The following is a 25,394-nucleotide window of genomic DNA, read 5'->3' as shown; positions in this document are numbered from 1 at the left end:
AAAAAGTGATGAATTTATATGTATATTGGTCCATATCAGCTGTCAAATAATTTAATTGTTGCTCCCATGGCAGGTGTTACGGATCGTCCCTTTCGGACGTTGTGTAAGTATTTTGGCGCAGGACATGCCGTCAGTGAAATGATGACCTCAGACCAGACCTTACGCATGAGTAAGAAAAGTTTGTACCGTGCCAATTTTGATGGTGAACTTGCGCCGATATCTGCACAAATTGCAGGTTCCGACCCATTCGAGCTTGCCGAAGCAGCACGTTATCAGGTTGCCAATGGCGCACAGATCGTTGATATCAATATGGGCTGTCCCGCCAAAAAAGTCTGTAATAAACTGGCAGGTTCTGCATTATTAAAAGATGAAGATCTGGTTGCACGTATTTTAGATACGGTCGTGGCTGCGGTGGATGTACCGGTGACTTTAAAAACGCGTTTGGGGTATTTAAATGGCCATGAAAATATTATGCGGGTTGCCAAACGTGCCGAAGAAGCGGGTATAGCTGCATTGGCATTGCATGGTCGGACTCGTGAAGATATGTATTTAAATACTGCGCGCTATAGTTTGATTAAAGAAGTCAAACAGATGCTGAATATTCCCGTGATTGCCAATGGCGATATCGACAGTCCTGAAAAAGCCAAATATGTGCTCGACTACACCGGTGCTGATGCGGTCATGATTGGACGGGCAGCACAAGGCAGACCGTGGATTTTCCGTGAAATTTCTCACTATTTAGCTACTGGGACGCACTTGGCTGCACCGAATATTCAGGAAGTGAAAGATGTGCTGTTGGGGCATTTATCTGAACTGTATGACTTCTATGGAGAATATTCGGGTTGCCGGATTTCACGTAAACATATTGCCTGGTATACCAAAGGTTTGCGTTCAAGTAATGAGTTTCGTCAGAACATGTATAAGGTTGAAAGTACGGCTGAACAATTTAATGTAGTTGAAGACTATTTTAATCAGTTACTCACTCAAGGTGAAATTATGAGTGATGTACAAATTGAACAGGTTAATCTGCTGCAACCCTGATGTAATCAATACTGATAGAAAAAACAATCAAGGTGCTGTTGTGGAGACAGTACCTTTTTTTATCTTGTGTCATGTTTTCTCAACACACCGGTTACATGAAATATCTTCTTATACATAGCGCCGTCCTTTATTCACTGAAACTGGACAGGACTTGAACATTATTTACCTAAATTTTCTCTATGCTGAAAGTCTACATAGATAACAAGATGTAATTTTAGTCTTGTCCAAGCAATGTTGTTTAAAGAAGAAATAAGATCGAGGGAGATGAAAAATGACCAGTACTAATCGACCAGTTTCAGATATTAATCCGGCAGCTGCAACAGAACGGTTTCCAGAACGCAGTGATGCAATCAATAATGATGCGCTAATATCGAGTCCAGCCACCGATGCCAGTGCACGTCCTGATCTGAATTCGCCAGCGACTGAAAGCCGTCGTGTACCAGATATGACTGAAGCGGGTGATCATTTGGCTGCAACCAGTGCCGGTACTGTAGGGGGTGCAGCTGTCGGGGCGACACTAGGTATGGTCGGTGGTCCCCCAGGCGCTGTGATTGGCGGTATTGTCGGAGGTATTGTAGGTGGGCTTGCGGGTAATGACATCGCGCAAAAATCTAATCCAGAAGCGGAAGATGCTTACTGGCGCGAGCAACACCAAGACAGGCCTTACTTCCATGAAACACGTACTACACATCATGATCTAGATTATGATCGGGATTATCGTGGGGCGTATGAAGTCGGATATAAAAATCGTCCTTTATTTGATAGCGATACCCATTTTGAACAGGTAGAGCCTGAACTACAAAGTCAATGGGAAGGCAATAAAGGACAATCTCGTCTAAATTGGGAACAGGCAAAATATGCCGCTAAAGATGCCTGGCTGCGTGCTCATCGCTAATCTGTTATTCATGTAAATGTTAAGTTAAAAAACCTCTCTCTGGAGAGGTTTTTTTCATGGCTTTTTAATTTTCGGGATAGAGAGGTTTAGTGTTGGATCATCTCTAAAACCAGTTGATTAATTAAATCGGCAGCTTCAATTTCTCGAATTTGTGCCACGTTGGTTCCTGCCCAAAATGCACCAAAACCATATTCGCCTTGTGCTGTTGCTGCGGCATTCAGTTGTTTACCCAGATCATAACAGTAGGGGTAAGTCGCAACAGCAGGTCGTTCAGGACGATCTACTTGAGTATGCCAGTGATTAATCAGGCCACGCGCAGGACGACCCGAAATGCTTGCGCTGATTTGGGTAATCGGTTTGCTAAACAGGGCTTTTCGATACGCAGCATTCGCATTGGAACTTTTACATTGTACAAAGGCTGTGCCTAGCTGAACAGCTGCTGCACCTAATTTCATTAATAACTGCGCTTGTTGCCCATTCATAATGCCACCTGCTGCGACAATAGGAAGGCTACAGTATTGTTTAAGGAGTTGAACCAAATCTGGTGTTTTAACCGCGCTGTCAAATGTGTCATTGAAGATACCGCGATGTCCACCCGCCTCAATGCCTTGGGCAATAATGATATCAATACCTGCAGCTTCAATTTCTAGGGCTTCAGCCAAATTGGTGGCGGAAACCATAGTGATAATACCGGCAGCTTTTAAAGCCTGAATCTGATGAGGATGAGGAATACCAAAATGAAAACTGACCGCCTTAGGCTTGGTTTCCAAAACCAGGTTTAGATAGTCGTCATTTTCTAAAAAGCTGGGATAAATACATTTTAATTCTGTTGGAGGAACAGCATGATACTTTTCAAATTGAGGCGCTAAATATTCAATCCATTGCTGTGCAATCTCGTGGTCTGATTCTAAACTTTGATGGCAGAAAAAATTTACCTGAAAAGGTTGATGGGTCAGTACTTGAGTCTCTAAAATTTGTTGACGTGCAGCTTCAACAGAACTTGCTCCCAAACCGAGTGAACCCAAACCTCCCTGATTAGAGACTTCGGCAGCCAATTTTGGAGTAGAAACCCCCGCCATTGGAGCAAGGAAAATAGGATGTTTAATCTCGAGTTGTTGTAATAAAGTCATATTTGGTTCCTCCTCATCCGTATTACTTTGCCCAAGCCCTGAAAATTAAGCAAATAATATTCGTTATTTCCTGGTGAAATAAAAAGGGGTTTTAGTCCCTGAATTAAAAAATAAAACGTCATTATTTGTCGCGTCCAAGATTAGTGAACAGCTCGTTATGAAATTAAAATTTATAATGTGTTTTTATCGTCAAATGTTGCCTGCTCATGTCTGAACGGATCCGTGAAAAACTGCAAATTTTAGCCGATGCTGCCAAGTATGATGTGTCGTGTTCTTCAAGTGGCAGTAACCATAAAAACAAAGATAAAGGTTTGGGTAATACCGGTTCCGGAATTTGTCATAGCTATACCGAAGATGGTCGTTGTGTATCCTTACTAAAAATTTTATTTTCCAATGTTTGTATTTTTGACTGCTCTTATTGTGTATCACGACGCTCCAACGATGTAAAACGAGCCGCATTTACCGTACAGGAAGTGGTCGATTTGACCATGAACTTTTATCGCCGCAATTATATTGAAGGCTTGTTTTTAAGTTCCGGTATTTTTAAATCGGCAGATTACACCATGGAACGTATGCTGCAAGTGGTGAAAAAATTACGCCTGGAAGAAAATTTTAACGGTTATATTCATCTAAAAACCATTCCTGGAGCATCACAGGAAATCATTACCGAAGCGGGTCTGTATGTAGACCGGATGAGTATTAATCTGGAGATGCCGACTGAAGCAGGCTTGCAAAAATTTGCGCCCGAAAAAAACCATGCAGAAGTGCAAAAAGATTTGGGCATTGTGCGCGACCGTTTAATTCAACTTAAAGATGAAGGCAAGCTCATACGCTCCGTTCCTAAGTTTGTTCCAGCAGGGCAAACTACGCAGATGGTGGTGGGGGCATATAGTGAAACAGATCAGGATATTATTTTAATGGCAGATCGTCATTACAAAGAATTTAATCTGAAACGTGTGTATTACTCCGGTTATATTCCAATTAATGAGCAGGAAAAATCTTTGCCGGCGATTGGTTCCGCACCGCCTTTAATCAGAGAAAACCGTTTATACCAAAGTGACTGGTTAATGCGTTTTTATGGTTTTAATGCGACAGAACTGGTCGATGATAAATATCCGAATCTGGATTTAGATGTTGATCCCAAGCTGAGTTGGGCCTTGCGTCATCCGGAGCAATTTCCGGTGGACTTGAACAGCGCGGATTATCGAATGATTTTACGTGTACCGGGTATAGGAGTGCGTTCTGCGAAAAAAATTGTACAGGCGCGTCGTTTCGGTAAAATTTATATTGATCAACTAAAACGTATAGGGGTGGCATATAACTGGGCGCAACATTTTATTCGTTGTGCAGATACGCCTAAATTTATCAAAGAACAATTACCGAGCCAGATTCGTCATCAGATTTTACAGTCGGGACAGTCAAAATATACTCAACAACTCTCCCCACAATTAGGCTTTGGTTTCTGATGGCGACCTATGGCTTCGATGGCAGTATGACTGGCTTGCTCAGTTGTGTATTTCGCGCATTTCAATTTAAAGATTTTCAAGTCAAGATCACCAGCGACGAACATGCCCAAAATGGATTATTTGATGATTTTATTCAGGTCGCTTCAAATGATGAGCAGGCGCAGCGTGTCTGGCAAGGATTAAAGAAAAAAACCTCGAGTCAGAGTCAGCGCAATTTTTACTATACTTATCTATCGGAAAATCAAACTGCTTATCAGCACTTATTTAATTATTGCCTGTATATTTTTCAGCATAAATATAAGGTCGATGAAAATTATGGACATCCCGATGTTTTGGCCTTAGCACAGTGGACCAAACAGGTGGGGCGTGAAAAACATCGTATGGAAGCCTTTGTGCGTTTTAAGAAATGTCAGGATGGTTTGTTTTTAAGTCTGGTTCGACCAGATTTTAACGTTCTGCCCTTGATTGAACGACATTTTAAAGCGCGTTATCAGGATCAAACCTGGCTAATTTATGATGAAAAACGTAAGTATGGGATTTATTATGATTTGCAGAAAGTACATCAAATTGAAATGAATGCCGGTGAAGTCGATGCCAAGCTCGCTGCCGGTTTTAGTCAATCCTTTACTGTAAAACTGGATGAACAAGAATGGCTTTATGATCAGCTGTGGAAAGACTATTTCCAGAGTATAAACATTCAGGCACGACAAAACATGAAATTGCACATTCAATATGTACCGAAACGGTATTGGCGCTATATGAATGAAAAGTCAATTTAACCGGATAATTCAGGCATAATATGGGGTTGTATAATGCGACTACTGGGCAAGTGATGATGAAGCGGTTAATTTTTACGATTTTGATTTCAAGTTTATTATTTTCAGCTTGTTCAAGCTCTGAACAGCATAAAACACAGATTGATCCTCAACAATACAAAGTTCAAGATCTCGCAAGTTTGCAGCAGCGTTTCGAGACTTTAAATCAACAGTTATCTAAAAATTATCAGGCATTTAAGAAAACCAATAATATTGCCTTTTCAGATCAGTCGGTACTTGATGTCAATCAGCTCAGGACATTGGATCAGAATGCTGTAAGCCGGACTTCCTTAAAGCCAGTTAAACAGGCTTATTGTGAAATGATGAATGGATATTTTGCCGAGATGTATCATTTGGGCAATCAAAACCTGAATTTAATCGGACAAGTCCAGTTACCCAATGCGCAGGGGGAAGACCTGGCAAAAAGTTTTGCAGATGCCGATCAGTTCTATGATTTTATTTTAAATCGTTATACGACCTACCGTCAGGCGCAAGAAATTATGGGTTTTGGCTGTAATTTAAAAGCCGCTTTAAACTAAATACTAAAAATAAAATGTATAAAAAGCCCATCATCTGATGGGCTTTTTAATTTCAGTATTTTGGAATTAACAACCGGTTAATTTTTCAGGTTGTGGACGTTCACCCGGGAAGAAAATTGGACGAAGTTTGACACCAATGCTGTTACCAATAAAGGCGAAAATCAGCCACAGCCAGCCATGTAAACTACCTGAGGCAATACCGCTGAAGTAAGCGCCAATATTACAGCCATAGGCCAAACGTGCACCATAACCGAGTAATAATCCGCCAACCACAGCAGCAATAAATGAACGCTTTGGAATGTTCAGGTTTGGTGCGAATTTACCCGCCAGACTTGCCGCCAATAATGCACCCAGCATAATGCCGAAGTTCATCATGGAAGTAATATCGAACCATAATGATTGCGAGAGCGCTTTGGCATTACCCGGTAATTGCCAATAAGCCCAAGATGCTACATCTACACCCATCAAACTCGCAGATTTAGCTGCCCAAACTGCAAGGGCAGAAGTGACACCCCAAGGACGACCGGCTAAAGCCAAAGTGGCAAAGTTAAGCAAGGTTAAAATAATCCCGCCCCAGACCAACGGCCATGGACCACGTAGAAAACGTTTGAAACCTTGAGTTTCAGCAATGGGTTCGACTTCAAGTGAACCATGACGTCTTTTTTCAAAAAAGATGGTGGCAAATGCAATCGCGGCAAACAGAATAAAACTGACAATTAACGCAGGAATAACGCCCAGACTTGAAACTATAGAAATAGGTTCAAGGTGAGGCAGGTTAAACCACCAATCCAAATGTGTCGTTGCAATTAAAGACCCCAGACAGAAGAAAATCAGCGTTACGATCATGCGGGCACTACCGCCACCCACCGTGTAAAGTGTGCCGGAAGCACAACCACCGCCCAATTGCATGCCTATACCAAAGATAAATGCACCAATCATCACCGACATGGAGACAGGGCTGACATTACCTTTAACCGGATTGCCAAATAGCTCACCTGCGCCTAACGCCGGGAAAAATAGCAATACCGCAAGACCCAACATGATCATTTGTGCACGTAAGCCGCGACCACGACGTTCTTTAATAAAAACCCGCCAGCTGGAGGTAAAACCAAATGAAGCATGATAAAGCGTCATGCCTAAAGCACCGCCAACCAGAAACAATAAGGCTTGATTCAGCCCAACCACTTGATAGGCACCGAGTGTACCCACCAGCAATAGAAAAAGAGCAACCCAGATCGATAGATTAGATCGATTGGATTTTGCAGCGATAACAGACATGGGAGTATAAAATTGAATAAATGATTAATGATATTTTAATCGATTATTCACCTTTAATATTATCTAAACTGATAGATTATAGGATATTTAATTGAGAATAACTTATTTTGTATATCAATAAAATAAATTAACTAAATCGGTTAAAGATTAAAGAGAGAACCAATCCATGCAGAGAAAGTCATGGCAATAATGCCCCAAAGCGTAATACGCAAACTGCCTTTAACGAGGGAGGTGCCGGAAAAATAGCTTGATAATCCCCCCAGTATAGCTAAAGATAAAACCCCAACAATCATGACAGTCATTGCTACATAGCGTTCCGGACTGACCAAAATTGAAAACATTGGAAATAATGCTCCCAGTGAAAAAGCCAGGGCAGAGGAACCAGCGGCCTGTAGGGGCTTGGCTGCTGTATTTTCATGAATCCCAATTTCATCTCTGGCATGCGCTTGCAAAGCATCATGTGCCGTGAGTTGTAGCGCAACCTCATGTGCAAGTTCAGGTTTTAAACCGCGCATAATATAGATTTGGGACAGTTCTTTAAGCTCATGTTCAGGATTATGTTTAAGTTCGTGAGCCTCCATATGCAAATCTGCTTTTTCAATGTCTACTTGTGATTTGACAGAAATATATTCACCTGCGGCCATAGAGCTTGCGCCTGAAATTAAACCTGCAACACATGTGATCAGTAGGGTTTGCGATGAAGCTCCACTTGCGGCCATTCCTATAATTAAACTGGTGACTGAAATAATCCCATCATTTGCGCCCAATACTGCTGCACGAAGCCAACCAGTTCTTTGGATATAATGTTTTTCATGATGAATAGAATATGACATGTAAACATGCTCTTAAAAAATATTGGCACTTCAACCATATAAGAAGTAGAAAGATAAAAGCAAGATTGTTAAAAAATAAAAAAGCTCCTAAAAAAGGAGCTTTTTTATTTAATTAATTAAATTATTATTGGGCTTTTTGTTTAACGTGAGCAGCGCCATCTTCTACAGCACCAGCAGTTGCTGCAGTAGCCTCTTTAGTCGCTTCTTTTACATCTTGTGCGGCAGCTTCAGTTTTTGCAGCAGCTTCTTTACCTGCAGCATCAATTTTAGCTACAGCATCATCAGTCGCAGCTTCGGTTTTTGCAGCGGCTTCAGCGGTTGCATTAGAAATATCATGACCTGCCTGATCTGCAGCATTCTGCATATGTTCGCCAGTTGTCGCACCCGTCTCAGGCGCTTTGTCTTTGTTACAACCAACTAAAGCAACGGTAGCAGCAAGACCTAAAGCAACAAGTAATTTATTCATTTTCATATGTCCTTGTAATTGTTTTACCCAGATAAATGGGATAAAGCGAATATAATCGAAAAGTCTTTTAAATAACGCTCAAAAATTGTTGATTAAATGTAACGTTTGGTGAAAAAAACGAGTGAAAAAAAAGGCTTATATCTATGGGGAGATATAAGCCTTTTCTATTTTATCCAAATTTAATGGTCTGAATGATGCAATTATTGCCCTGAGCGGATAATGTAATCAAAGGCAGACAGTGCTGCTTTGGCACCTTCACCGGTGGCGATGATGATCTGCTTGTACGGCACTGTGGTACAGTCACCGGCAGCAAACACCCCTTTGACACTGGTTTCGTTACGGTCATTAATCACAATCTCGCCACGGTTAGACAGTTCAACTTTCGATGCTTTCAGGAATTCCGTGTTCGGCAACAAACCGATCTGCACAAAGATTCCGGCCAGTTCAACTGTTTTAATTTCATCAGTAGCACGGTCTTTGTATTTCAGCGCAGTCACCTGTGAACCGTCACCGACTACTTCAGTCGACAAGGCATTCATGATCACCGTGGTGTTCGGCAACAAACCGATCTGCACAAAGATTCCGGCCAGTTCAACTNATTCTGCATATGTTCGCCAGTTGTCGCACCCGTCTCAGGCGCTTTGTCTTTGTTACAACCAACTAAAGCAACGGTAGCAGCAAGACCTAAAGCAACAAGTAATTTATTCATTTTCATATGTCCTTGTAATTGTTTTACCCAGATAAATGGGATAAAGCGAATATAATCGAAAAGTCTTTTAAATAACGCTCAAAAATTGTTGATTAAATGTAACGTTTGGTGAAAAAAACGAGTGAAAAAAAAGGCTTATATCTATGGGGAGATATAAGCCTTTTCTATTTTATCCAAATTTAATGGTCTGAATGATGCAATTATTGCCCTGAGCGGATAATGTAATCAAAGGCAGACAGTGCTGCTTTGGCACCTTCACCGGTGGCGATGATGATCTGCTTGTACGGCACTGTGGTACAGTCACCGGCAGCAAACACCCCTTTGACACTGGTTTCGTTACGGTCATTAATCACAATCTCGCCACGGTTAGACAGTTCAACTTTCGATGCTTTCAGGAATTCCGTGTTCGGCAACAAACCGATCTGCACAAAGATTCCGGCCAGTTCAACTGTTTTAATTTCATCAGTAGCACGGTCTTTGTATTTCAGCGCAGTCACCTGTGAACCGTCACCGACTACTTCAGTCGACAAGGCATTCATGATCACCGTGGTGTTCGGCAAGCTGTTGAGCTTGTCCTGCAATACATGGTCGGCCCGCAGTTTGGTATCGAACTCAACCAAGGTCACATGTTCCACAATACCGGCCAGATCAATTGCTGCTTCCACACCCGAGTTACCGCCACCAATCACCGCAACACGTTTGCCTTTAAACAGTGGACCGTCACAGTGCGGGCAATATGCTACACCACGGGTTTTGTATTCCTGCTCACCAGGAACATTCATCTCTCTCCAGCGTGCACCGGTTGACAGGATGATGGTTTTCGACTCCAGTTTGGCGCCGTTTTCCAAAGTCACTTCAACCAGACCGTTTTTAGTTTCATCAGCGCCTTTAATAGCAGCAACTTTTTGCAGGTTCATGATATCGACATCATAAGCACGCACATGGGCTTCCATTTCAGCAGCAAATTTCGGCCCCTGGGTTTTCTGCACCGAGGTGTAGTTTTCAATGTCCATGGTATCCATGACTTGGCCACCAAAGCGTTCAGCCACGATCCCGGTTTGAATGCCTTTACGTGCCGCGTAAATTGCCGCAGTGTTGCCTGCAGGTCCGCCACCAATCACCAGCACATCAAAGGCGCCTTTGGCATTGAGTTTGTCGGCATCTTTGGCGGATGAACCGGAATCCAGTTTGGCTACAATCTCTTCCAGGGTCATACGGCCCTGACCAATATGCTCGCCATTTTGGAACAGCATCGGTACCGCCATGATTTTGCGCTGTTCCACTTCGTCCTGGAAGAAAGCCCCGTCAATCATGGTTGCTGTTGCACCCGGATTGTAAATTGCAATCAGGTTCAGCGCCTGCACCACGTCCGGACAGTTATGGCAGCTGAGCGAGACAAAGACATCAAAATCATCCGTCAGATTGAGACCCTTGATTTGTGCCAATACATCATCCGACACTTTTGGGGCATAACCCGAGACTTGCAGCAATGCCAGAATCAAGGAAGTGAATTCATGTCCCATCGGCAAGCCGGCAAAGTTGACCCGTGGCTGTTCACCGACTTTGGCGATCCCGAAGCTGGGTGCACGTGAGTTTGTACCATCGAAACGGGCAGTGACCTGATCCGATAGCGCCGCAACTTCCGTGACCAGTTCCTTGATCTTGTCTGATTTATCCGAACCGTTCAAAGTCGCCACAATTTCAATCGGGCTTTCCAGACGTTCAAGCAGTGTTTTTAACTGAGCTGAAGTATTTGGGTCTAACATGGCTAACGTCTCCAAGGGAGTAAATGCTTATTGAATAAAGCTATACTAATGCAAACAATAATATAGGTAAAACAGTTTGTTTTTATTGTTATGATCGGATTATCAAATCAAATAGCATTTATCTTATTCACACAAAGCTCAGCATGATTTTAAAACTTAAGAAAAACCATAATGAAATAACCGTCAATAAAAACAACAAAAGCCCCTTCCGGAGCTTTTGACTTACCTCATTTAAGGTGTAATGCGTTGTTCAACTCTTAACACGCGCCCTTTTAAATACTGCGATAATAAAAACAAAATCAAACTCAGAATTGCAGATAGCATGAGCATTGCAATAATAAAGATATTGACTACATTGCTCACTTGCTCAGCCTGATCCACTTGCTTCGAAACACTCTGCGCCATCGGGGTGAGTGTTTTTCCATAAAGTTGATGCTGCATGGTCCAGAGTTGTTCAGGCTTGAAGCCATATTCAATAAAATGCGGATCTGTTTTTTCCGCTTTAACCAAAGCCAGAACCTGAGGAATGGCAGCATCTTTATCGACCGGTCTATGGAGTAGCGCAGTTTGAGCCAACAAATAAGCCTTTACTGGCGCATCGAGATCAGAATGCTGTAAATCCTGTGCCAATTCGCTTTGCTGAATATTTTTATTGTATTGAATCGCTTCGCTATAAGCATTATTTGCATCATCATTTAGATCGTACTGCAGAAAGGTTAAGCCTGACCACAACACAATAAAGGCAACCAGCCAGCCCACAAATTTCAGAATAAAAGACTGAAAACGAGTATAAAAAAAACGTATTTTTTTCAAAAAATGAATAACAAAAAATGCCCCGACAAAAGACACAAACAGCTTCAGAATCAGCCAGCCAAACCATGACAACAGATTAGTAAAATAATCGGTATGCTGCCCAAGTTCAGCCAGATTTGCATCCACACTCATCGGCATATGCAATTGCTTTAATTCAGTGCTAATTCCAAAAAAGCTATACACAAAATCATGTTGTAAAAATAAAGCTACCACTGAAGCAATAAAAACAGTGCTGCTGGTAATCCCCAACAACATTAAATTGCGTTGACGTTTTTTCAACGCGACTACACCCGATTCAATCTGTTGCGGATTCACAGCATATTCATCTAAGGGAGGCAAACGGTTTCTCCTAAAGTGCAAGCAATCAACTTAAGTGTATTCTTAAGATTTATTCGCTCCACTGGTACTTGATTCTATAACCAAATGATTCAAATTTTCCTGCAAAGCACGTAAGCGCGTGGTGGCTTCAGCACGTTTTTGCATGCCTTCTTGCTGTACCTGAATCACATCATTCACTGTTTTAATGAGGGTGTTTTGCACATGTTCAAGCGTTTCGATGTCAATGACTGAACGCTGATTGGCTTTAGCGGTATCGACCGAGTTTTGATGTAGCAAGTCTGCATTACGGCGTAACAGGTCATTGGTGGCATCATCAATACTATTGGCAAGTTGGACACTATTTTTCTGTTCATTTAAGGAAATGGCTAAACTGATCTGATTTTTCCAAGCAGGTAAAGTGATGTTTTTAATGGCATAGAATTTATCTACCAGCATCAAGTTATTGGACTGAATAATCCGAATCATCGGCAAGGTTTGCATTGCCGATTGCTGCAAAACCTGTAAATCACTGACCCGTTTTTCCAGATTATTGGCCAGATGATTCAGGTCATAGACTTTTTGAACGGTGGTTTGATCTTGGGGTTGTATGGTTAAAGATCCAATTTGTTGCTGAATTTCATGCTCTTTCAATTTCCCGGCAGCAATATAAATACCCAGTTGTTTATATTCGTCTTGCACACCCTGAAACATCTTATCCAAGGTATCCACACGACTTTTCAGTCCGGATTGTGAAGTTTCAATTTCTTTCACCAAAACATCTATCTGTTCTTTGGTGCTATTAAAATTCTGATCGAAACTTTGCTTGGCTCCTTTCATTTTACTGATCAAGCCACCCAAAAAACCGGAACTCTTTTTCTTGTTGAGAATGCTACTGGTATTCAACTGCTGGGCAACCTGTACCACCTGATTTAACTTTTGACCGGTCGTGTCCAGGTCTTTGTTCTGTACCAGATTGAGTAGCTCGTCAGTATAGCTTGATGTTTTAGTCGCAATATTTTTGCCATATTCCGCCACTGCGGTATGGTTCATTGCAGCTAATTCTTTATGTGCATTCATCACTTCATTAAAGTCTGAATGCTGCAAACCCAGTTCTTGTAAATTTAATTGCTGAAATTTTTGCTGAACCACATCAGTGTTCACTTCAGCAGGGAGATCTTTCTGTTCAAAATCGGTCATGCTTCACCTGAATATTCTGTTTAATGTGTCGGTTTCTGAAGGGATTTTTTTAAAGTTTGGATCAGATTCTCTCGGCTATTATCCAGCTTTTCCAATTCACTTGTCGAATTGCTTTGGTTGCTTTGTTTAACATGATATTGCCATGCAGGAATCAAGACTTGCTGCGCCTCTTTAAAACGATCCAGCAAGGTAAACGAGAGCTGTTGAGATAACTGCATCTGTGTAATTGCAATGTCATTACTGGCTTGTAATGTTTGTAGTGTATTAATTTTCTTAGATAATCTTTCTGAAAAATTATCGAGTGGATGCTGGTTCTTGACAAAATTGGGATATTCCACCAAAAATTCTTGCGCAGCCATAATATATTTTGCCATTTGTTCACGAAGCCCGAGCAACTGCTGAAAACGAGCTTGCGACTTTTGAATCTCGATTTGCAATTTTTGACTTAAATGATTGGCACGATTGAGCAATTGATCCAGATTTTTATAATATTCGACCTGCCCGGCAGCATATTCCAAGTCGATACCTAGCCACTTTTGCAAGGCATTGAACTTACGTTTTTTTAAATATTTTTTTGAATCGGCCAGGGATTGAATCAGTTGTTCAATGGTCGAGCTTAACTGTTGGGTTAAATGTGGATCTACCCCGTTTAACAGCACTGACTGTGCTTGAATAAGTTGATCAGCATAATGATTCAGACGATATTGATCATTCAGCACAGGCACTAAATCATTACGCTGAATGGAGAAAAGTTCAGCCCGATTCACTTCAATTTCAGCCAAGGGAACGAGAACATCTATCTGAGACATAATATTAGAAACTCAATAAAATCATTTTTATAGTAAGCTTTTTAGAAAAAATATCATGTAGATTTTTGCAATCCCTGTTTGCTATAAATCATAAATTTGATAAGAAATTCAATCAAAATTCGAACAAGATTTAAAAAATAAAATTTACCTCGCCTAATTCTATCTTTTGCTCATTTCGTTCACTACGCTGAATATGTGAAATATTGGATCACCTGCACCCACTTCTCAGCATCATTTTTAAGCGTCTAAAAGCTGGAGTAATGCAGAGTGATGAGTCTGCCTAGAATCTCAATTTCTACATTGAACGTTGATGCTCATAAATATTCTCTGCAAAAACCACTTCCCACAAACTCAAAATAACAATTTATAAAATATATATTTCAAGTATTTAAATAAAGAATGATTCAATTTACTGATCAGGTTTGGTGAATTTCCCTAAGCCAATAATCATCCTGTATACATGATTATCGGGTAATTGTGGTTAATTATCACTCAGTTCTTTATTCTATTGTTCTGCTAATACAGGAGTATTGGCAATGAAAATTCAAATAAAAATTGCTTTCATGGAACTGAACTGGATAAAACGAATATGAAAAACAAAAAATTATTTTTTAAATGGACTACGAAGGTCGTGCTTGCATCTAGCGCATTCACATCCCTCTGTGTAAATGCAATCACAGCAACAACGCCTGCCCCACCGAATAGCCAGCAAGTTTTCTTTGTGGGCAATAACTGGGATGGAACCGTAACCGTGATTCGTCCCTCACAGGATTTTGGCAAAATCGGTGTTATTAACATGGTCCCTGACCGGTCAGAGCGTTTAAAGGAAATCCACCTCAACCCAATTAAACTGATTGCTTATACTTATATTCAGTCCACCGCTGGTGAAGGGAATGATCAACTGGTTGATGACATGTACTCAACACCCGATGGAAAGTCAGTGGTTGCCTCTCGCCCAAGTTTTGCAGATGTGGTGTCTATCAATATTACTACCGGCAAGGTCAACTGGCGCACGCCTGTAGAAGGATTCCGTGCCGATCATATGGCAGTTTCTCCTGATGGTCAGCGTCTAGCGGTATCTGCTTCTTCTGGAAATGTGGTTCATGTTTTAGATATTAATACCGGTAAGGAACTGGGTCGCTTTGCAACCGGTGACAAACCACATGAAAACATTTTCTTTAGTGGTGGAACAAAAATCTTAAACTCAGCCATTGGCAATGTAGAGACCGCCATGGATGCCGCATGGCAAGATTTCACCAAGGGTAAACGGTTCATTACCATTGCCGATGCCAATACATTTAAAGTGCTCAAAAAAATTGATTTCCGTCCAGCACTCGATGCGGTAGGCCGTAAGGATTTATCCAATGCAGTACGTCCGATCGTATTTAGCAAGGATGAAAGTAAAATTTATGCTCAGGTTTCGTTTTTCAACGGCTTGATTGAGTATGACCTGAATCAGGATAAAGTTACTCGAATTGGACAATTACCGGGCAGCTCGACCATTCCCTCTGACCGAACCAAATATGTCAATGACTCCCGCCATCATGGATTATCCATCAGTGCGGATGGTGAGAAATTATGTGTAGCAGGCACTATGGATGACTATGCCACCATTGTCGACCGCATAACGCTAAAAGCTGGGAAGCTGATCGCTGCCGGCAAGCCATATTGGGCAACGCAAAGTCCGGATGGAAAAAGTTGTGTGATTTCAGAGAGTGCGACTGATGTGGTCACCGTAATTGATTTTGCCACAGGTGAAAAAGTGCTGAGTGTACCAGTCGGTAATCATCCACAGCGTGTTCGTATCGGTTATGCACCGGCTGGCTGGTCAACGAAGTAATGAACAGTTAATGAGTGGATAATTGATGAGTTGAACAGACCTGATCCTAGATTGGGTCTATTTTTTAATTTAAATGAAATTAACAAGGTTAATAGATGGATCGCACTATACGACTTGGGATTATCGCTGGAATAATTGTGACATGGGCGCTCATCGGCATTATCTATCTCTTTCAACCCTCTGTTATATCTCAAGAAAATACGGTTAAGCCAAGAGTTGTTAATGCTCAAGCTCATATTTCGTTAGAAAAAGAAAAAGTATTTATAAAGCAAGATCCAGTAATTTCAACATCATTGCCGACTCAAATAGAATTGATTCAACAACGTGACCAACTTTATCGGGATTTTGAAGCAATCAGTCAGTCATTGAGTGTGGGACAACAACCTGATTTTCGCCAAGTAAGTGATTTATTAGACAAGCAACAACAGCTGGTAAAAGCAGGCGGGCTTTCAGCGAACGATGCAATTTCATATTGCCAATTTTTAAGGCAAATTCTACCCGATATGGATCATCAGATTAATCAACATATTTTGAAATTAGAACAATTTAAATATTCCACATCATAAATTTGATCTGGAATTTTACTATCGTATGGCAAAGGAATAATACAAATTTAATAGCACGAGTCTGCTACCAGTGAATTTAACATCCAGTATCTTATATTTTTTATTAAACTGTTTTAGAACCATTAAAAAAGGGTTTTAAGCTACTGTTTTCGCTTAAAACCCTTATAACTAACGTTTGTAAACAGTGTTAAAAAAGAGCACCGCCTCATTGAACGTTGTATTGATAAAGTACAAACAAAGGAGATCTAAATGTGGATCTATCCTTTTATTATCAGCATTTTGATTGGCTTCATTTCTGTCAATATTTTTTTCTTATATGGTATAGGTTAAAAGCTCGTCTTCGAGCTTTAAGTAATAATGGATTGAACAAAAAAGTAATATTGAAATTGGTTGTGATCATTTTTGGATATTTATACTCTTTTCTTATCACCCAAATTTATTTTATTCCTCCCAAAATAAATGCAGAAGATTAGTGGTACAAGGATAGATAATAAGAAAAATATTGGTGAGACTGTACCTTTTGGATGATTAAATGCTATTTCAGAACTCGAACCAATAATTATAAATAACAGGATGAAGGAGAAGAAAAGATGTGTGAAGATATAAATCCGTGAAGGTGTATCACCATCAAATGTCAGGAAGTATGTTTTCGGTAGAACTAAATACCAAATTATAAGTAGTGGAATAGTCAACAAAATACCTAAGGCAAGCAGAAGAACGTAAATCATATTTTTCCTTTCTTTTTATAAAGCTCTAATCATTCTTATTTAAGCTGCTTTATTTAAATCATTGCTTTCGCGCTGTCCAATATCAATTTTTTCCAATTCTAAAAAGTAGGCTTATTTTTATCCATTAAAAGCTGCAACTAAATCATCTGCATAAAATACCGATTTTGCAGAATGTAAGGTTTAGAGCAAACTTTACGACAGGCATTAAAAAAGGGTTTTAAGCTACTGTTTTCGCTTAAAACCCTTATAACATACCGCTTTGAATCTTGGTAGGTATAAGCACTACCCATGATCATTATAATATTTTGATTTTTAACACTTTATTAAATTAAAATATTTCAGTGATACACGTTGTGATACAAGAAAATTTATGATTTTTATTGTATCTTTTTGTAAGGATATCGTTTTATTCTCTTTGGTCAAAGCATCTTTCTTTACTAGTGCCGCTACCACTGCCAGATAACTATAGTCTGTCGAACTTTAATATAGGTATATTAAAAACTAATTAATTTGATGCCCCCAGACGGACAAAAATTATCAACCAACCAACCAATTGTTTTTATTGCATTAATTTATTCTAATATGTTTCAGGATACATGGTTTAAATGTTTATTTTTTAATCAATCGAGCTTTTTCCATCACCCCCCTACCTTAACTCTAGGCTCATTGGATTTTGACAATACAAAGCTTCTTCGTGAAGAAAGATCCAACATCAATATAATGGCAATTATCAATTTTAGTTGGTTCTTTTACAATGGTATGACCTAGATAAATTTCATCAATATTTTCGACAATATCGTAGTATGCTGATTGCTGACGAATACGCCCTCTTCCCCATGATGCATTATTATTTCCAATCAAATCGATTACTTAAAAATCTTCCCAGTCATTAGTATACGATCAAAACTATAAACATGCGCAAAAGGGCTTTCTACACATCGTCCAACCAAAGGGACTCGTTGATCTGTCTTTCCATCTCTCAGAATGACATTTGAAGAACAGATTGGACATATACCTTTAAAACGAGTCACTCTTGTTAATTGATGACGATCCCTGTCACGATACATTTCAATATCAGCATGCTCTTCTGTGAATGAAATAAACGTCATGGGTGCCTTAATGACACGATGCTCTGGTAAATTCCAAATTGGTATAAACCAATATTTAAATGAATGATAAGAAAATCCCAGTAGACAGACTATAAGTAACAAATCAAAAGTCGTGAAATTTTGTCCTTCACGCACTAAAACTAATGAAAATGCACAAACATATAATGCCCATGTAATAAAACCGCCAAAGAGAACTATCAACATAAATAACCCTCTCATACTTTTATTTTTTATTTCACCATTTTTAAAAATAAATCGATAAAGCCACGATAGCTTGATTTCAGAAGGATCAACTCGTTCATAAGTTATGAATTCCCCCCTTCTTCTTTTATTAATTCTTCATCTATACTTTCAATCAAGATCTCATTGATGTCCAGCCAAAAGAGGCGCTCATTACCTTTCCCACCAACGGTTTCATTCGTGCGTATAACAGGCACATATCCAATTTCTAAAAATTTTTGACGATGCTTAATACACAAGCGATCAAGATATTCATTCAATTTTCTTTCAGTAATCCATTTTCCTAATTCTTTTGGATCGACTCTATCCGCAGAAAGTTTCCCATCTACAGCTGACTTCAATTTATACCTTGAATAAGCAACATGCTCTTCAGTTTGACTGTTAAGTGCCTCGATTGTCTCAGCACACATGACCTTTAAGCATTCATAATGCCCTATTTTGTGCTAAATCATCCTTCAGCACTTCCAATAAAATATATAAAACTTTTAATTTTAATTCAAACACTTAAACCCCCAGATACCCGTATTGACCCCTTTTATACGGTGTTATGAGGATTAGACCACAAGCATAGTAAGTGAGTAAATCAACTTCCTAAAGGGTTTTAATCATGACTATGAATATTGCATTAGACGAAAATAATAAATTGGTTAGTATTGAGCAGGTTAAACGCGGTTTTGCTTGCCAATGTACTTGCTTTGAATGTGGTGAAACAGTTATCGCTCGTAAGGGTGAAATTAAAGAACATCATTTTGCTCACGCAAGCAATAAAACAAGCTGTACGATTAACACCGAGTCCGTACTACAGAAATATGCTAAAGAAGTTATTCTCGAATCTATGGGGCTCATGCTTCCTGCTTTACCCGATTCAGATAATGCAGCCGCATGGTGGAGCTTCGAAACATTATTACCAGAATTCTCTCTAGGATTGATACGTCCAGATTTAGTTGGTTATTTTGATGGAGAACCTATCTTAATTGAAATTGCTGTAACTCATTTTATTGATGCTGAAAAACTAAAACGCATCGAAATATTTAAATCAAAATGTATTGAAATTAATCTCTCCTCGCTTCTTAAAAGCAATATTTCTATACCAAGCCCTGATGCAAAAAAAGAAATCATTGAGAACCTAGATAATAAAAAATGGGTTTACCCAATCCAAATGGAACAATCATCTACCCAACAAAACCCCCTTGTCTATCCCCAAATCATCAACACACCACAATTAATTTCGGAGCAACAAAATACTCTCCCAAAATGGCAGGACTATAAATTTACAGTTAAAGGCATGCATGTGAATGTACGCCATTTTTCGAGTGGAATGATCTCCGTAAATAGTGCATACAACCCTGAAATCATTGCTATGCTAAAAGAGTGGAGACGTGAAGGGCGTGGCTCGTATAATCCTACATATAAATCCTGGAACTATTGGCTACCATTTTCCGAGAAAGTTCTGGAAAGACTCAAAGCACTCAATGAATGAAGGGGTATCCCCCATAAATTACATGCCTATATATGCCATACGATAAGTGCAAAAATTGGAACCTACCTAGCCAAAAAGTAGCTTTAAGTACCAAATATTGCACTTAGCAGACAAAGTACATACTAAATAATTTTGAAATTTTGTGGCTCATCTAAGTTAAATGGCACCACACGTAGTTTTGCACTAGTGGTAAGCCTAAACTCGAAGTCATCTAATGCCTGTGTAAACTTGTCCTTCCGATATGGATAGATGAGTACGACTTCACTTTCATGTTTTAAATAATAATGGCTATAGGTAAACATTTGCTGAATATCACTATCTTTTAAACCATAACGACCACCACGATCACTTTGATCAATGAGTTTCCATTTGGTATCCATTACTATCGACTTCGCATTTGGACGTTCAATAAAAATATCAGGCTTTAGCTTAAAGATCTTACTCTGACGGTGCTCACAGATATGCTCAGTGGCATGTTGTGTCCTAACATTCCATGCAGGGGAATTACGGCGTAAATGATAAGCCACAAAGTGTTCAAAGAGCTTTTCCATTGGGAATAATAAGCTCATACCTCGCCATTCCTCTTGTGTAGATACAGGCATGTATTCACCCAAAATCAGCTCTGTCCAAGGTTTGATCTCAGCATATAGTGCGAGTAAACGCCCTGATTGCCATTGTCTAAAGTCCTGCTGAAGCTTTTGGCTGCGTGGTATTTCACTAGTCATCAAACGCAGTTCTTGGGCAAGCTTCCAATTCCCTGCATCTTTAGTCTTTTTACAGACCACTTCCAATGCTGTACGAATTAGACGATTCTCAGGACGATTGACTTCATAGACATCATGTTCAATTGGAAATATATGCTTCTTTGCAGGTGTCTGACGCATATATTTCACATGCTGTAATTGCCCACGTAAAAACTTTTGTTCCTCTTTCACACGGTTGTAGTCAAAACGCAGACCTCGTTGTACCAAACACTCAAATGACGCGAGGAACTGCGTCATAATCCATTCATGCAAAGGCTGTTTAAAACGATTTAAATTGGCACTGCCTGCTTCTCTATATGGTAAATGTAATGAAACACTTAGCATTTTTTGCAGAAGTTTCCGCTCGTCTTGAATAATCGTTTTATCACTTGTCCCATTAAGCTCGACATGCTTCGGTAATATTTCGATACGCGTACCACAAGGCGTTTCAATCACACCCACATATTGGTCTAACTTTAGCTTTCTACGTCCTGCGAGTTCAAACACTTTTGCGCCGTGCTTAGAAAAGGAAGCGGCAAGTTCACACAAATGCTCAAATGCTTTTTCAGGAATATAAGCATGATCCAAGCTAGATATAGGACAACCTTTATAATCAACACTGATGAAAGCATATTCTCGGACGGTAAAATCAGGCATTACTTTCCCCGATTAATGCTTAATAATCTTGGCAAAACTGTCAATTGAATCAAAAGACGTATCCACCAATTGCCATGTTTTTTGTTCTTCAAAGAAGCCTTCTGATTCAGTATTTACATTTGGAAATAATACCGAGCGCTCAACTGGTTTAGGTGTCAACATACCATTGGCATTTAAAACCATATTAATCTTTGCACAGTCATCAAAGAAGTATTCTTGCAGTTGAGGAATAATTTGCTGTTTAAAGATCGATGCCAAATGCGCAAGTATGGGCTTTTTTTTCAAACGCATAAAGTTGGCATGACCAATACAATGATCACGGTCTAACAGCACCTCAATACGTTGATTAATGACCTTTAATAATTTACCAATATTCAATCCCTCTACCTCTATATCATTCAGTAGCTCAGGTTTTGGTGGCATTTCAATAAAGGTAAAACGACGGCGCAATGCAATATCTAAACCTGTTAAAGATCGGTCAGAGGAGTTCATTGTGCCAATGATGTAGACATTACTTGGTACAGAAAACTCTTCTTTTGAATATGGCAGCGTTACAGATAACTCTTCTTCAGCGCCTTGACGTTTTGAATCTTCAATTAACGTGATTAACTCGCCAAAGATACGGGAAATGTTCCCTCGGTTGATTTCATCGATGATTAATACATAATTTTTTGCGCTAGTCTCAACGTCTGAAATTTTTTCATCTAATTTAGATTTAATGTAGCGAGCAACAGCCCAAGCATAAGCCTGATTACTACGTATATTTTCGCTAGGGTCTAATAAGTAGTTTTTGATTGCTTTTTTTGAAATCACAATTTCATTTTGTGTCGTTGTTCTAACAGATATTCCTCCTTTCCCCGAGCTGTTAAATACTGTGAATTCCACGCCTGTTTTTGTTTCTAGCACCTTTTCATTTAGAGAAATTTGTTCAACAAAATCATCTATTGTTCTATCTATATCAACTTCTGACACTTGCTTGAAAACAGCTCTTTTACAAATTTCTTTAAATACACCAGATTGAACATCATATGTCAGCTTCCCTATATCATCTGTTTCAGCACGAATGCCTTCTACAAAATCCTCATAACTAAAGCTTTGATGGAAAGTCACAAATTTAATGTGCCCTTCTTTTTTAAATTGATCAAATCGATCTTTTAAATTCTTTCTTCCACCTGGTTGTTTTTCCTGTTTCTCAATTTCAATTAAATCTTTATCTTCTAAAATTGCTAAAGCATGATTAATGGTATTGTAGGTTTTACCTGTACCTGCGGCACCAAATAGAATACGGTTTAATACTGATTCTTCTGAGAGAGTTGGATTTTTTTTGTTTTCGTCCATATTCGTATCTACATAATCATTTGGGAAATAACCCACATAAGGTTCTCGTTGTTTATCAATCGCAACAAAGTCACCTTTTTTTAATTCATTAAATATTTCACGGGTTAACTGAATTCGTTCTTGTGCAGAAAAAAAATCATCCTGATTTGAGGTTAAAAATAAACCCTCAGGCTTAAAGTCTAAGAAACCCAAAATACGATTAGTGCTATGTAAAACGTTATAACTCTTGTTTTCACCGAATCGAATTTGATGTTTGCTATCATTGTACGTAATCCACCAATCAAACGGAATATGATGCATAAAACGCACAAAATCTAAAAAGAGAGACTTATATTCTTCGTTTTGTATTATTTCTAAATAGCCATTCACTGTTTTAAAGTGATTTAAGATTTGCTCATCCGATATTTGATCTTCAGCGATTCCAGCTCTTTTTTTATAAATTTCTTCTAATTCTGCGTAATCTTGTGGTACTTCATCGAAAATCCATTCTTTAACAAAGGGTCGTGCAATACGCATAATCGTATGCCAATATGTATAAAGATATACCTTGCGCTCTTGATCAAGCGGTTCCCATTTCACTTTTAACGTCCGCCCATCGCCTAAGTTCTCAGTCACTTCCCCAATGACTTTGATCTTCATGCAACTGACATCACAGCCGTAGTTTTTAAATGGCAAACTATTCTTTTGCACATATACGGTTTTAATCGCAACTTTATCGCCAACTTGGACACGTTTGGCTGTATCTAAAAACTTATCTGTATATCCATTTTGCCAAATGCCTTGTTCAACGAACTTTTTAGTTTGATCATCACCATCCCAATCAGCCCCTAACATCCAATAATTCATAAACCACCTAATCTCTAAAGATTTAATTTTTCTTTGTTACTTAATATATGAGTTCAGTTGATTTAAATATTTCGCCAAGCTCTAGCTAATACCTTCCACGCCTTACTTTCTTTATCCCAAATGCGACTACATAACTCCGTCAGATCATCAAACTGTTGATCTGCCTCTTGAGATACACCATATTCCCAATGGCCTTCGTTATACGACCTGCTAAATCTAAAATTCTTCCAGCCATCATGCTATGCTGCTCAATAAAATGCTGCTCATGCATCCCATGAGCTAGTTGTCGCAAGTTCTCTTCAGAATGTTGTAGTAACTCTTCTGTGTCACTAATCCTAAGTAAAAAAACCTTGTCTCCACTTAAACAATCAATCAATTGTTTAAAGGCATTCAATTTAATTATAAATCTTTGATTTGCTTGTGCAATTTCATGGAATAATTGTGGTGGTTCTTCAGCACATCCCCTACCCATTAAAACCTTATCTAAATAGATGGGTTTAAATCCCACAACTGGTTTTTTCATTTAGCTTCCCCTCTAGTTTTTTATCTTATATACGATCATATTTAAGTAATACATTTTCAGAATTCCACTTTAAGCTATGCGCCATATGCACTCAGACTATTCTTGTGTACTATTTTGAAACTAATTCACTATTAATCATTAGAACTTTTTTCTACATAGACATAGAAATCATTGGCTATACGATCAAATCTAAAATTCAATGTATGACGATTCATCCAACGTTTTAGCAATTTTTCATAAACATTGGCTTTTTTTCCCGATGTTGAACTAAAGGACCAATAGCGAATGTCATGCTTGTATATCAGTGCTTCCACTCTCTGACTAATTACATTAAATACTTTAAATGTGAATAGCCACCAAAATTCTAGACACACCTAACCATCTTTTGATGGGTCCTTTCATAATCTAATGGAGAACGTTGCCCATTGGAACTATGTCGTCGTTTTGAGTTATAAAACATTTCAATATATTCAAATATGTCTGCTCTTGCATCTGATCTCGATACGTATATTTTCTTTTTGACTCTCTCTCGCTTTAACAGTTGAAAGAAACTCTCAGCAACAGCATTATCATGACAGTTTCCTCTTCTGCTCATACTGCATTCCAGATTATGTTGTTTAAGGAATGCTTGCCATTCATGGCTGGTGTATTGGCTGCCCTGGTCAGAATGAATCAGGACTTTATTTTGTGGTTTTCTTCGCCATAGCGCCATCAATGATGCATCTAAAACTAGATCTGTAGTCATTCTCGATTTCATAGACCAGCCAACAACAAGACTTGAAAATAAATCAATCACCACAGCAAGATATAACCAACCTTCATGCGTACGGATATAAGTAATATCAGTCACCCACAGTTGGTTAGGATGAGTTGGGTTAAATTGACGATCTAAAGTATTTGCAGCAACAATCGATGGAGTACCAGCATGAGCTCTAGGTTTGCGATAGCCACGCTGTGATTTAAGCCCATCCGCTTTCATCAGCCGATGTACCCGATTAATTCCACAGCCTTCACCGAGATCTTTTAAATCACAGTAAATCTTGCGATAGCCGTAAACTCCACCAGATTCGAGCCAGAATTGTTTAATCAATCCTGAAAGCTGTTGCCGTTTCTTAACAGTCTTACTGATGGTTGCTTTAACCATGCATAATAGCCGCTGTGATGAACATCCAGAGTTGAACACAAACGACGAATCGGCCATATACGCTGATTGTCCTGAATAAAGGCATACCTCACTTGGACTGGCTTG

21 protein-coding genes and 4 pseudogenes are annotated in these 25,394 nt (G+C 39.3%); 8 read left to right on the top strand and 17 right to left on the bottom strand.

From position 1 onward, the window contains the following. The first annotated feature begins 18 nt into the window (after positions 1-18). Positions 19-1,041, top strand: a complete 1,023-nt coding sequence (gene dusB, locus AY606_RS02375; RefSeq protein WP_067864117.1) for a tRNA dihydrouridine synthase DusB — start codon at positions 19-21, stop codon at positions 1,039-1,041. 271 nt (positions 1,042-1,312) lie between these two features. Continuing rightward, positions 1,313-1,936 carry a hypothetical protein gene (locus tag AY606_RS02370; protein ID WP_067864115.1) on the top strand — a complete coding sequence of 208 codons (624 nt, stop codon included), beginning with the start codon at positions 1,313-1,315 and terminating at the stop codon, positions 1,934-1,936. 86 nt (positions 1,937-2,022) lie between these two features. Here the strand turns inward: AY606_RS02370 and AY606_RS02365 are convergent, their stop codons facing one another. Beyond that, a complete protein-coding gene (locus AY606_RS02365; protein ID WP_067864113.1) occupies positions 2,023-3,066 on the bottom strand; it encodes an NAD(P)H-dependent flavin oxidoreductase in 1,044 nt (347 codons plus the stop codon). Positions 3,067-3,272: 206 nt separating this feature from the next. Between AY606_RS02365 and AY606_RS02360 the strand changes: the two genes are divergently transcribed. Genes AY606_RS02360 through AY606_RS02350 form a run of 3 tightly spaced genes read left to right on the top strand, consistent with a single transcriptional unit; the run spans position 3,273 to position 5,886 of the window. Continuing rightward, complete coding sequence (locus AY606_RS02360) at positions 3,273-4,532, top strand: putative DNA modification/repair radical SAM protein (RefSeq protein ID WP_067864110.1); 1,260 nt, start codon at positions 3,273-3,275, stop codon at positions 4,530-4,532. Beyond that, complete coding sequence (locus AY606_RS02355) at positions 4,532-5,311, top strand: TIGR03915 family putative DNA repair protein (protein WP_067864107.1); 780 nt, start codon at positions 4,532-4,534, stop codon at positions 5,309-5,311. The genes AY606_RS02360 and AY606_RS02355 overlap by 1 nt, the downstream gene beginning before the upstream one ends. A gap of 53 nt (positions 5,312-5,364) precedes the next feature. After that, positions 5,365-5,886: a hypothetical protein gene (locus tag AY606_RS02350; RefSeq protein ID WP_502692101.1), complete on the top strand. Its 522-nt coding sequence runs from the start codon at positions 5,365-5,367 to the stop codon at positions 5,884-5,886. A gap of 66 nt (positions 5,887-5,952) precedes the next feature. Here the strand turns inward: AY606_RS02350 and AY606_RS02345 are convergent, their stop codons facing one another. From AY606_RS02345 to AY606_RS02310, 9 genes and pseudogenes are all read right to left on the bottom strand, one after another. Further along, a complete protein-coding gene (locus AY606_RS02345; protein WP_067864104.1) occupies positions 5,953-7,164 on the bottom strand; it encodes a YeeE/YedE family protein in 1,212 nt (403 codons plus the stop codon). A gap of 140 nt (positions 7,165-7,304) precedes the next feature. Further along, positions 7,305-7,997, bottom strand: coding sequence for a VIT1/CCC1 transporter family protein (locus AY606_RS02340; RefSeq protein WP_067864102.1), 693 nt, complete (start codon positions 7,995-7,997; stop codon positions 7,305-7,307). 124 nt (positions 7,998-8,121) lie between these two features. After that, positions 8,122-8,463: a hypothetical protein gene (locus AY606_RS02335; protein WP_067864100.1), complete on the bottom strand. Its 342-nt coding sequence runs from the start codon at positions 8,461-8,463 to the stop codon at positions 8,122-8,124. 200 nt (positions 8,464-8,663) lie between these two features. Then, positions 8,664-9,060, bottom strand: a pseudogene (locus tag AY606_RS02330) (FAD-dependent oxidoreductase); the annotation flags it as partial. A 1-nt stretch (position 9,061) separates the two neighbouring features. Continuing rightward, positions 9,062-9,172, bottom strand: a pseudogene (locus AY606_RS16505) (hypothetical protein); the annotation flags it as partial. 200 nt (positions 9,173-9,372) lie between these two features. Next, on the bottom strand, positions 9,373-10,938 hold the full coding sequence (ahpF, locus tag AY606_RS02325) for an alkyl hydroperoxide reductase subunit F (protein ID WP_067864096.1): 1,566 nt from the start codon (positions 10,936-10,938) through the stop codon (positions 9,373-9,375). Between the two features lie 231 nt (positions 10,939-11,169). After that, complete coding sequence (locus AY606_RS02320) at positions 11,170-12,090, bottom strand: hypothetical protein (RefSeq protein ID WP_067864094.1); 921 nt, start codon at positions 12,088-12,090, stop codon at positions 11,170-11,172. A gap of 42 nt (positions 12,091-12,132) precedes the next feature. Continuing rightward, positions 12,133-13,266 carry a toxic anion resistance protein gene (locus tag AY606_RS02315; RefSeq protein ID WP_067864091.1) on the bottom strand — a complete coding sequence of 378 codons (1,134 nt, stop codon included), beginning with the start codon at positions 13,264-13,266 and terminating at the stop codon, positions 12,133-12,135. 20 nt (positions 13,267-13,286) lie between these two features. After that, positions 13,287-14,075, bottom strand: a complete 789-nt coding sequence (locus AY606_RS02310; protein WP_067864088.1) for a tellurium resistance protein — start codon at positions 14,073-14,075, stop codon at positions 13,287-13,289. Positions 14,076-14,664: 589 nt separating this feature from the next. On the opposite strand from AY606_RS02310, the gene AY606_RS02305 reads away from it, so the two are divergent. Next, positions 14,665-15,915, top strand: a complete 1,251-nt coding sequence (locus tag AY606_RS02305) for a YncE family protein (protein WP_155858093.1) — start codon at positions 14,665-14,667, stop codon at positions 15,913-15,915. 95 nt (positions 15,916-16,010) lie between these two features. After that, a complete protein-coding gene (locus tag AY606_RS02300; protein ID WP_067864085.1) occupies positions 16,011-16,481 on the top strand; it encodes a hypothetical protein in 471 nt (156 codons plus the stop codon). A 1,391-nt stretch (positions 16,482-17,872) separates the two neighbouring features. Here AY606_RS02300 and AY606_RS16500 read toward each other — a convergent pair. The 3 genes and pseudogenes from AY606_RS16500 to AY606_RS16490 form a co-directional block, all read right to left on the bottom strand. Beyond that, positions 17,873-18,055 (bottom strand): annotated as a pseudogene (locus tag AY606_RS16500) (metallophosphoesterase); the annotation flags it as partial. 20 nt (positions 18,056-18,075) lie between these two features. Next, positions 18,076-18,522, bottom strand: a complete 447-nt coding sequence (locus tag AY606_RS16495) for a hypothetical protein (RefSeq protein ID WP_249409206.1) — start codon at positions 18,520-18,522, stop codon at positions 18,076-18,078. A gap of 101 nt (positions 18,523-18,623) precedes the next feature. Next, positions 18,624-18,968, bottom strand: a complete 345-nt coding sequence (locus AY606_RS16490; protein WP_249409205.1) for a hypothetical protein — start codon at positions 18,966-18,968, stop codon at positions 18,624-18,626. A 197-nt stretch (positions 18,969-19,165) separates the two neighbouring features. Here AY606_RS16490 and AY606_RS02285 point away from each other — a divergent pair, with 197 nt between their 5' ends. Continuing rightward, positions 19,166-20,038: a competence protein CoiA family protein gene (locus AY606_RS02285; RefSeq protein ID WP_067864079.1), complete on the top strand. Its 873-nt coding sequence runs from the start codon at positions 19,166-19,168 to the stop codon at positions 20,036-20,038. 122 nt (positions 20,039-20,160) lie between these two features. Here AY606_RS02285 and AY606_RS02280 read toward each other — a convergent pair whose 3' ends face one another. From AY606_RS02280 to AY606_RS02265, 4 genes and pseudogenes are all read right to left on the bottom strand, one after another. Beyond that, on the bottom strand, positions 20,161-21,438 hold the full coding sequence (locus AY606_RS02280) for an McrC family protein (RefSeq protein WP_067864075.1): 1,278 nt from the start codon (positions 21,436-21,438) through the stop codon (positions 20,161-20,163). A 12-nt stretch (positions 21,439-21,450) separates the two neighbouring features. Then, on the bottom strand, positions 21,451-23,622 hold the full coding sequence (locus tag AY606_RS16485; RefSeq protein WP_249409204.1) for an McrB family protein: 2,172 nt from the start codon (positions 23,620-23,622) through the stop codon (positions 21,451-21,453). A 139-nt stretch (positions 23,623-23,761) separates the two neighbouring features. Beyond that, positions 23,762-24,145, bottom strand: a complete 384-nt coding sequence (locus AY606_RS02270; RefSeq protein ID WP_067864072.1) for a hypothetical protein — start codon at positions 24,143-24,145, stop codon at positions 23,762-23,764. A gap of 364 nt (positions 24,146-24,509) precedes the next feature. After that, positions 24,510-25,394, bottom strand: a pseudogene (locus AY606_RS02265) (IS3 family transposase); the annotation flags it as partial.

The sequence above is a fragment of the Acinetobacter sp. SFB genome (genome assembly GCF_001647545.1).
In the GTDB taxonomy this organism is placed as follows: Bacteria; Pseudomonadota; Gammaproteobacteria; order Pseudomonadales; family Moraxellaceae; genus Acinetobacter.
The sequence above is the reverse complement of the archived record's forward strand: the minus strand, read 5'-3'. Positions and strand labels throughout refer to the sequence as shown.

Bases quoted from the DNA above. Each gene is read 5' to 3' on its own strand.
- dusB (WP_067864117.1), top strand. From the start codon at position 19: ATGTATATTGGTCCATATCAGCTGTCAAATAATTTAATTGTTGCTCCC.
- AY606_RS02370 (WP_067864115.1), top strand. From the start codon at position 1,313: ATGACCAGTACTAATCGACCAGTTTCAGATATTAATCCGGCAGCTGCA.
- AY606_RS02365 (WP_067864113.1), bottom strand. From the start codon at position 3,066: ATGACTTTATTACAACAACTCGAGATTAAACATCCTATTTTCCTTGCT.
- AY606_RS02360 (WP_067864110.1), top strand. From the start codon at position 3,273: ATGTCTGAACGGATCCGTGAAAAACTGCAAATTTTAGCCGATGCTGCC.
- AY606_RS02355 (WP_067864107.1), top strand. From the start codon at position 4,532: ATGGCGACCTATGGCTTCGATGGCAGTATGACTGGCTTGCTCAGTTGT.
- AY606_RS02350 (WP_502692101.1), top strand. From the start codon at position 5,365: ATGATGAAGCGGTTAATTTTTACGATTTTGATTTCAAGTTTATTATTT.
- AY606_RS02345 (WP_067864104.1), bottom strand. From the start codon at position 7,164: ATGTCTGTTATCGCTGCAAAATCCAATCGATCTAATCTATCGATCTGG.
- AY606_RS02340 (WP_067864102.1), bottom strand. From the start codon at position 7,997: ATGTCATATTCTATTCATCATGAAAAACATTATATCCAAAGAACTGGT.
- AY606_RS02335 (WP_067864100.1), bottom strand. From the start codon at position 8,463: ATGAATAAATTACTTGTTGCTTTAGGTCTTGCTGCTACCGTTGCTTTA.
- ahpF (WP_067864096.1), bottom strand. From the start codon at position 10,938: ATGTTAGACCCAAATACTTCAGCTCAGTTAAAAACACTGCTTGAACGT.
- AY606_RS02315 (WP_067864091.1), bottom strand. From the start codon at position 13,266: ATGACCGATTTTGAACAGAAAGATCTCCCTGCTGAAGTGAACACTGAT.
- AY606_RS02310 (WP_067864088.1), bottom strand. From the start codon at position 14,075: ATGTCTCAGATAGATGTTCTCGTTCCCTTGGCTGAAATTGAAGTGAAT.
- AY606_RS02305 (WP_155858093.1), top strand. From the start codon at position 14,665: ATGAAAAACAAAAAATTATTTTTTAAATGGACTACGAAGGTCGTGCTT.
- AY606_RS02300 (WP_067864085.1), top strand. From the start codon at position 16,011: ATGGATCGCACTATACGACTTGGGATTATCGCTGGAATAATTGTGACA.
- AY606_RS16495 (WP_249409206.1), bottom strand. From the start codon at position 18,522: ATGTTGATAGTTCTCTTTGGCGGTTTTATTACATGGGCATTATATGTT.
- AY606_RS16490 (WP_249409205.1), bottom strand. From the start codon at position 18,968: ATGTGTGCTGAGACAATCGAGGCACTTAACAGTCAAACTGAAGAGCAT.
- AY606_RS02285 (WP_067864079.1), top strand. From the start codon at position 19,166: ATGACTATGAATATTGCATTAGACGAAAATAATAAATTGGTTAGTATT.
- AY606_RS02280 (WP_067864075.1), bottom strand. From the start codon at position 21,438: ATGCCTGATTTTACCGTCCGAGAATATGCTTTCATCAGTGTTGATTAT.
- AY606_RS16485 (WP_249409204.1), bottom strand. From the start codon at position 23,622: ATGAATTATTGGATGTTAGGGGCTGATTGGGATGGTGATGATCAAACT.
- AY606_RS02270 (WP_067864072.1), bottom strand. From the start codon at position 24,145: ATGAAAAAACCAGTTGTGGGATTTAAACCCATCTATTTAGATAAGGTT.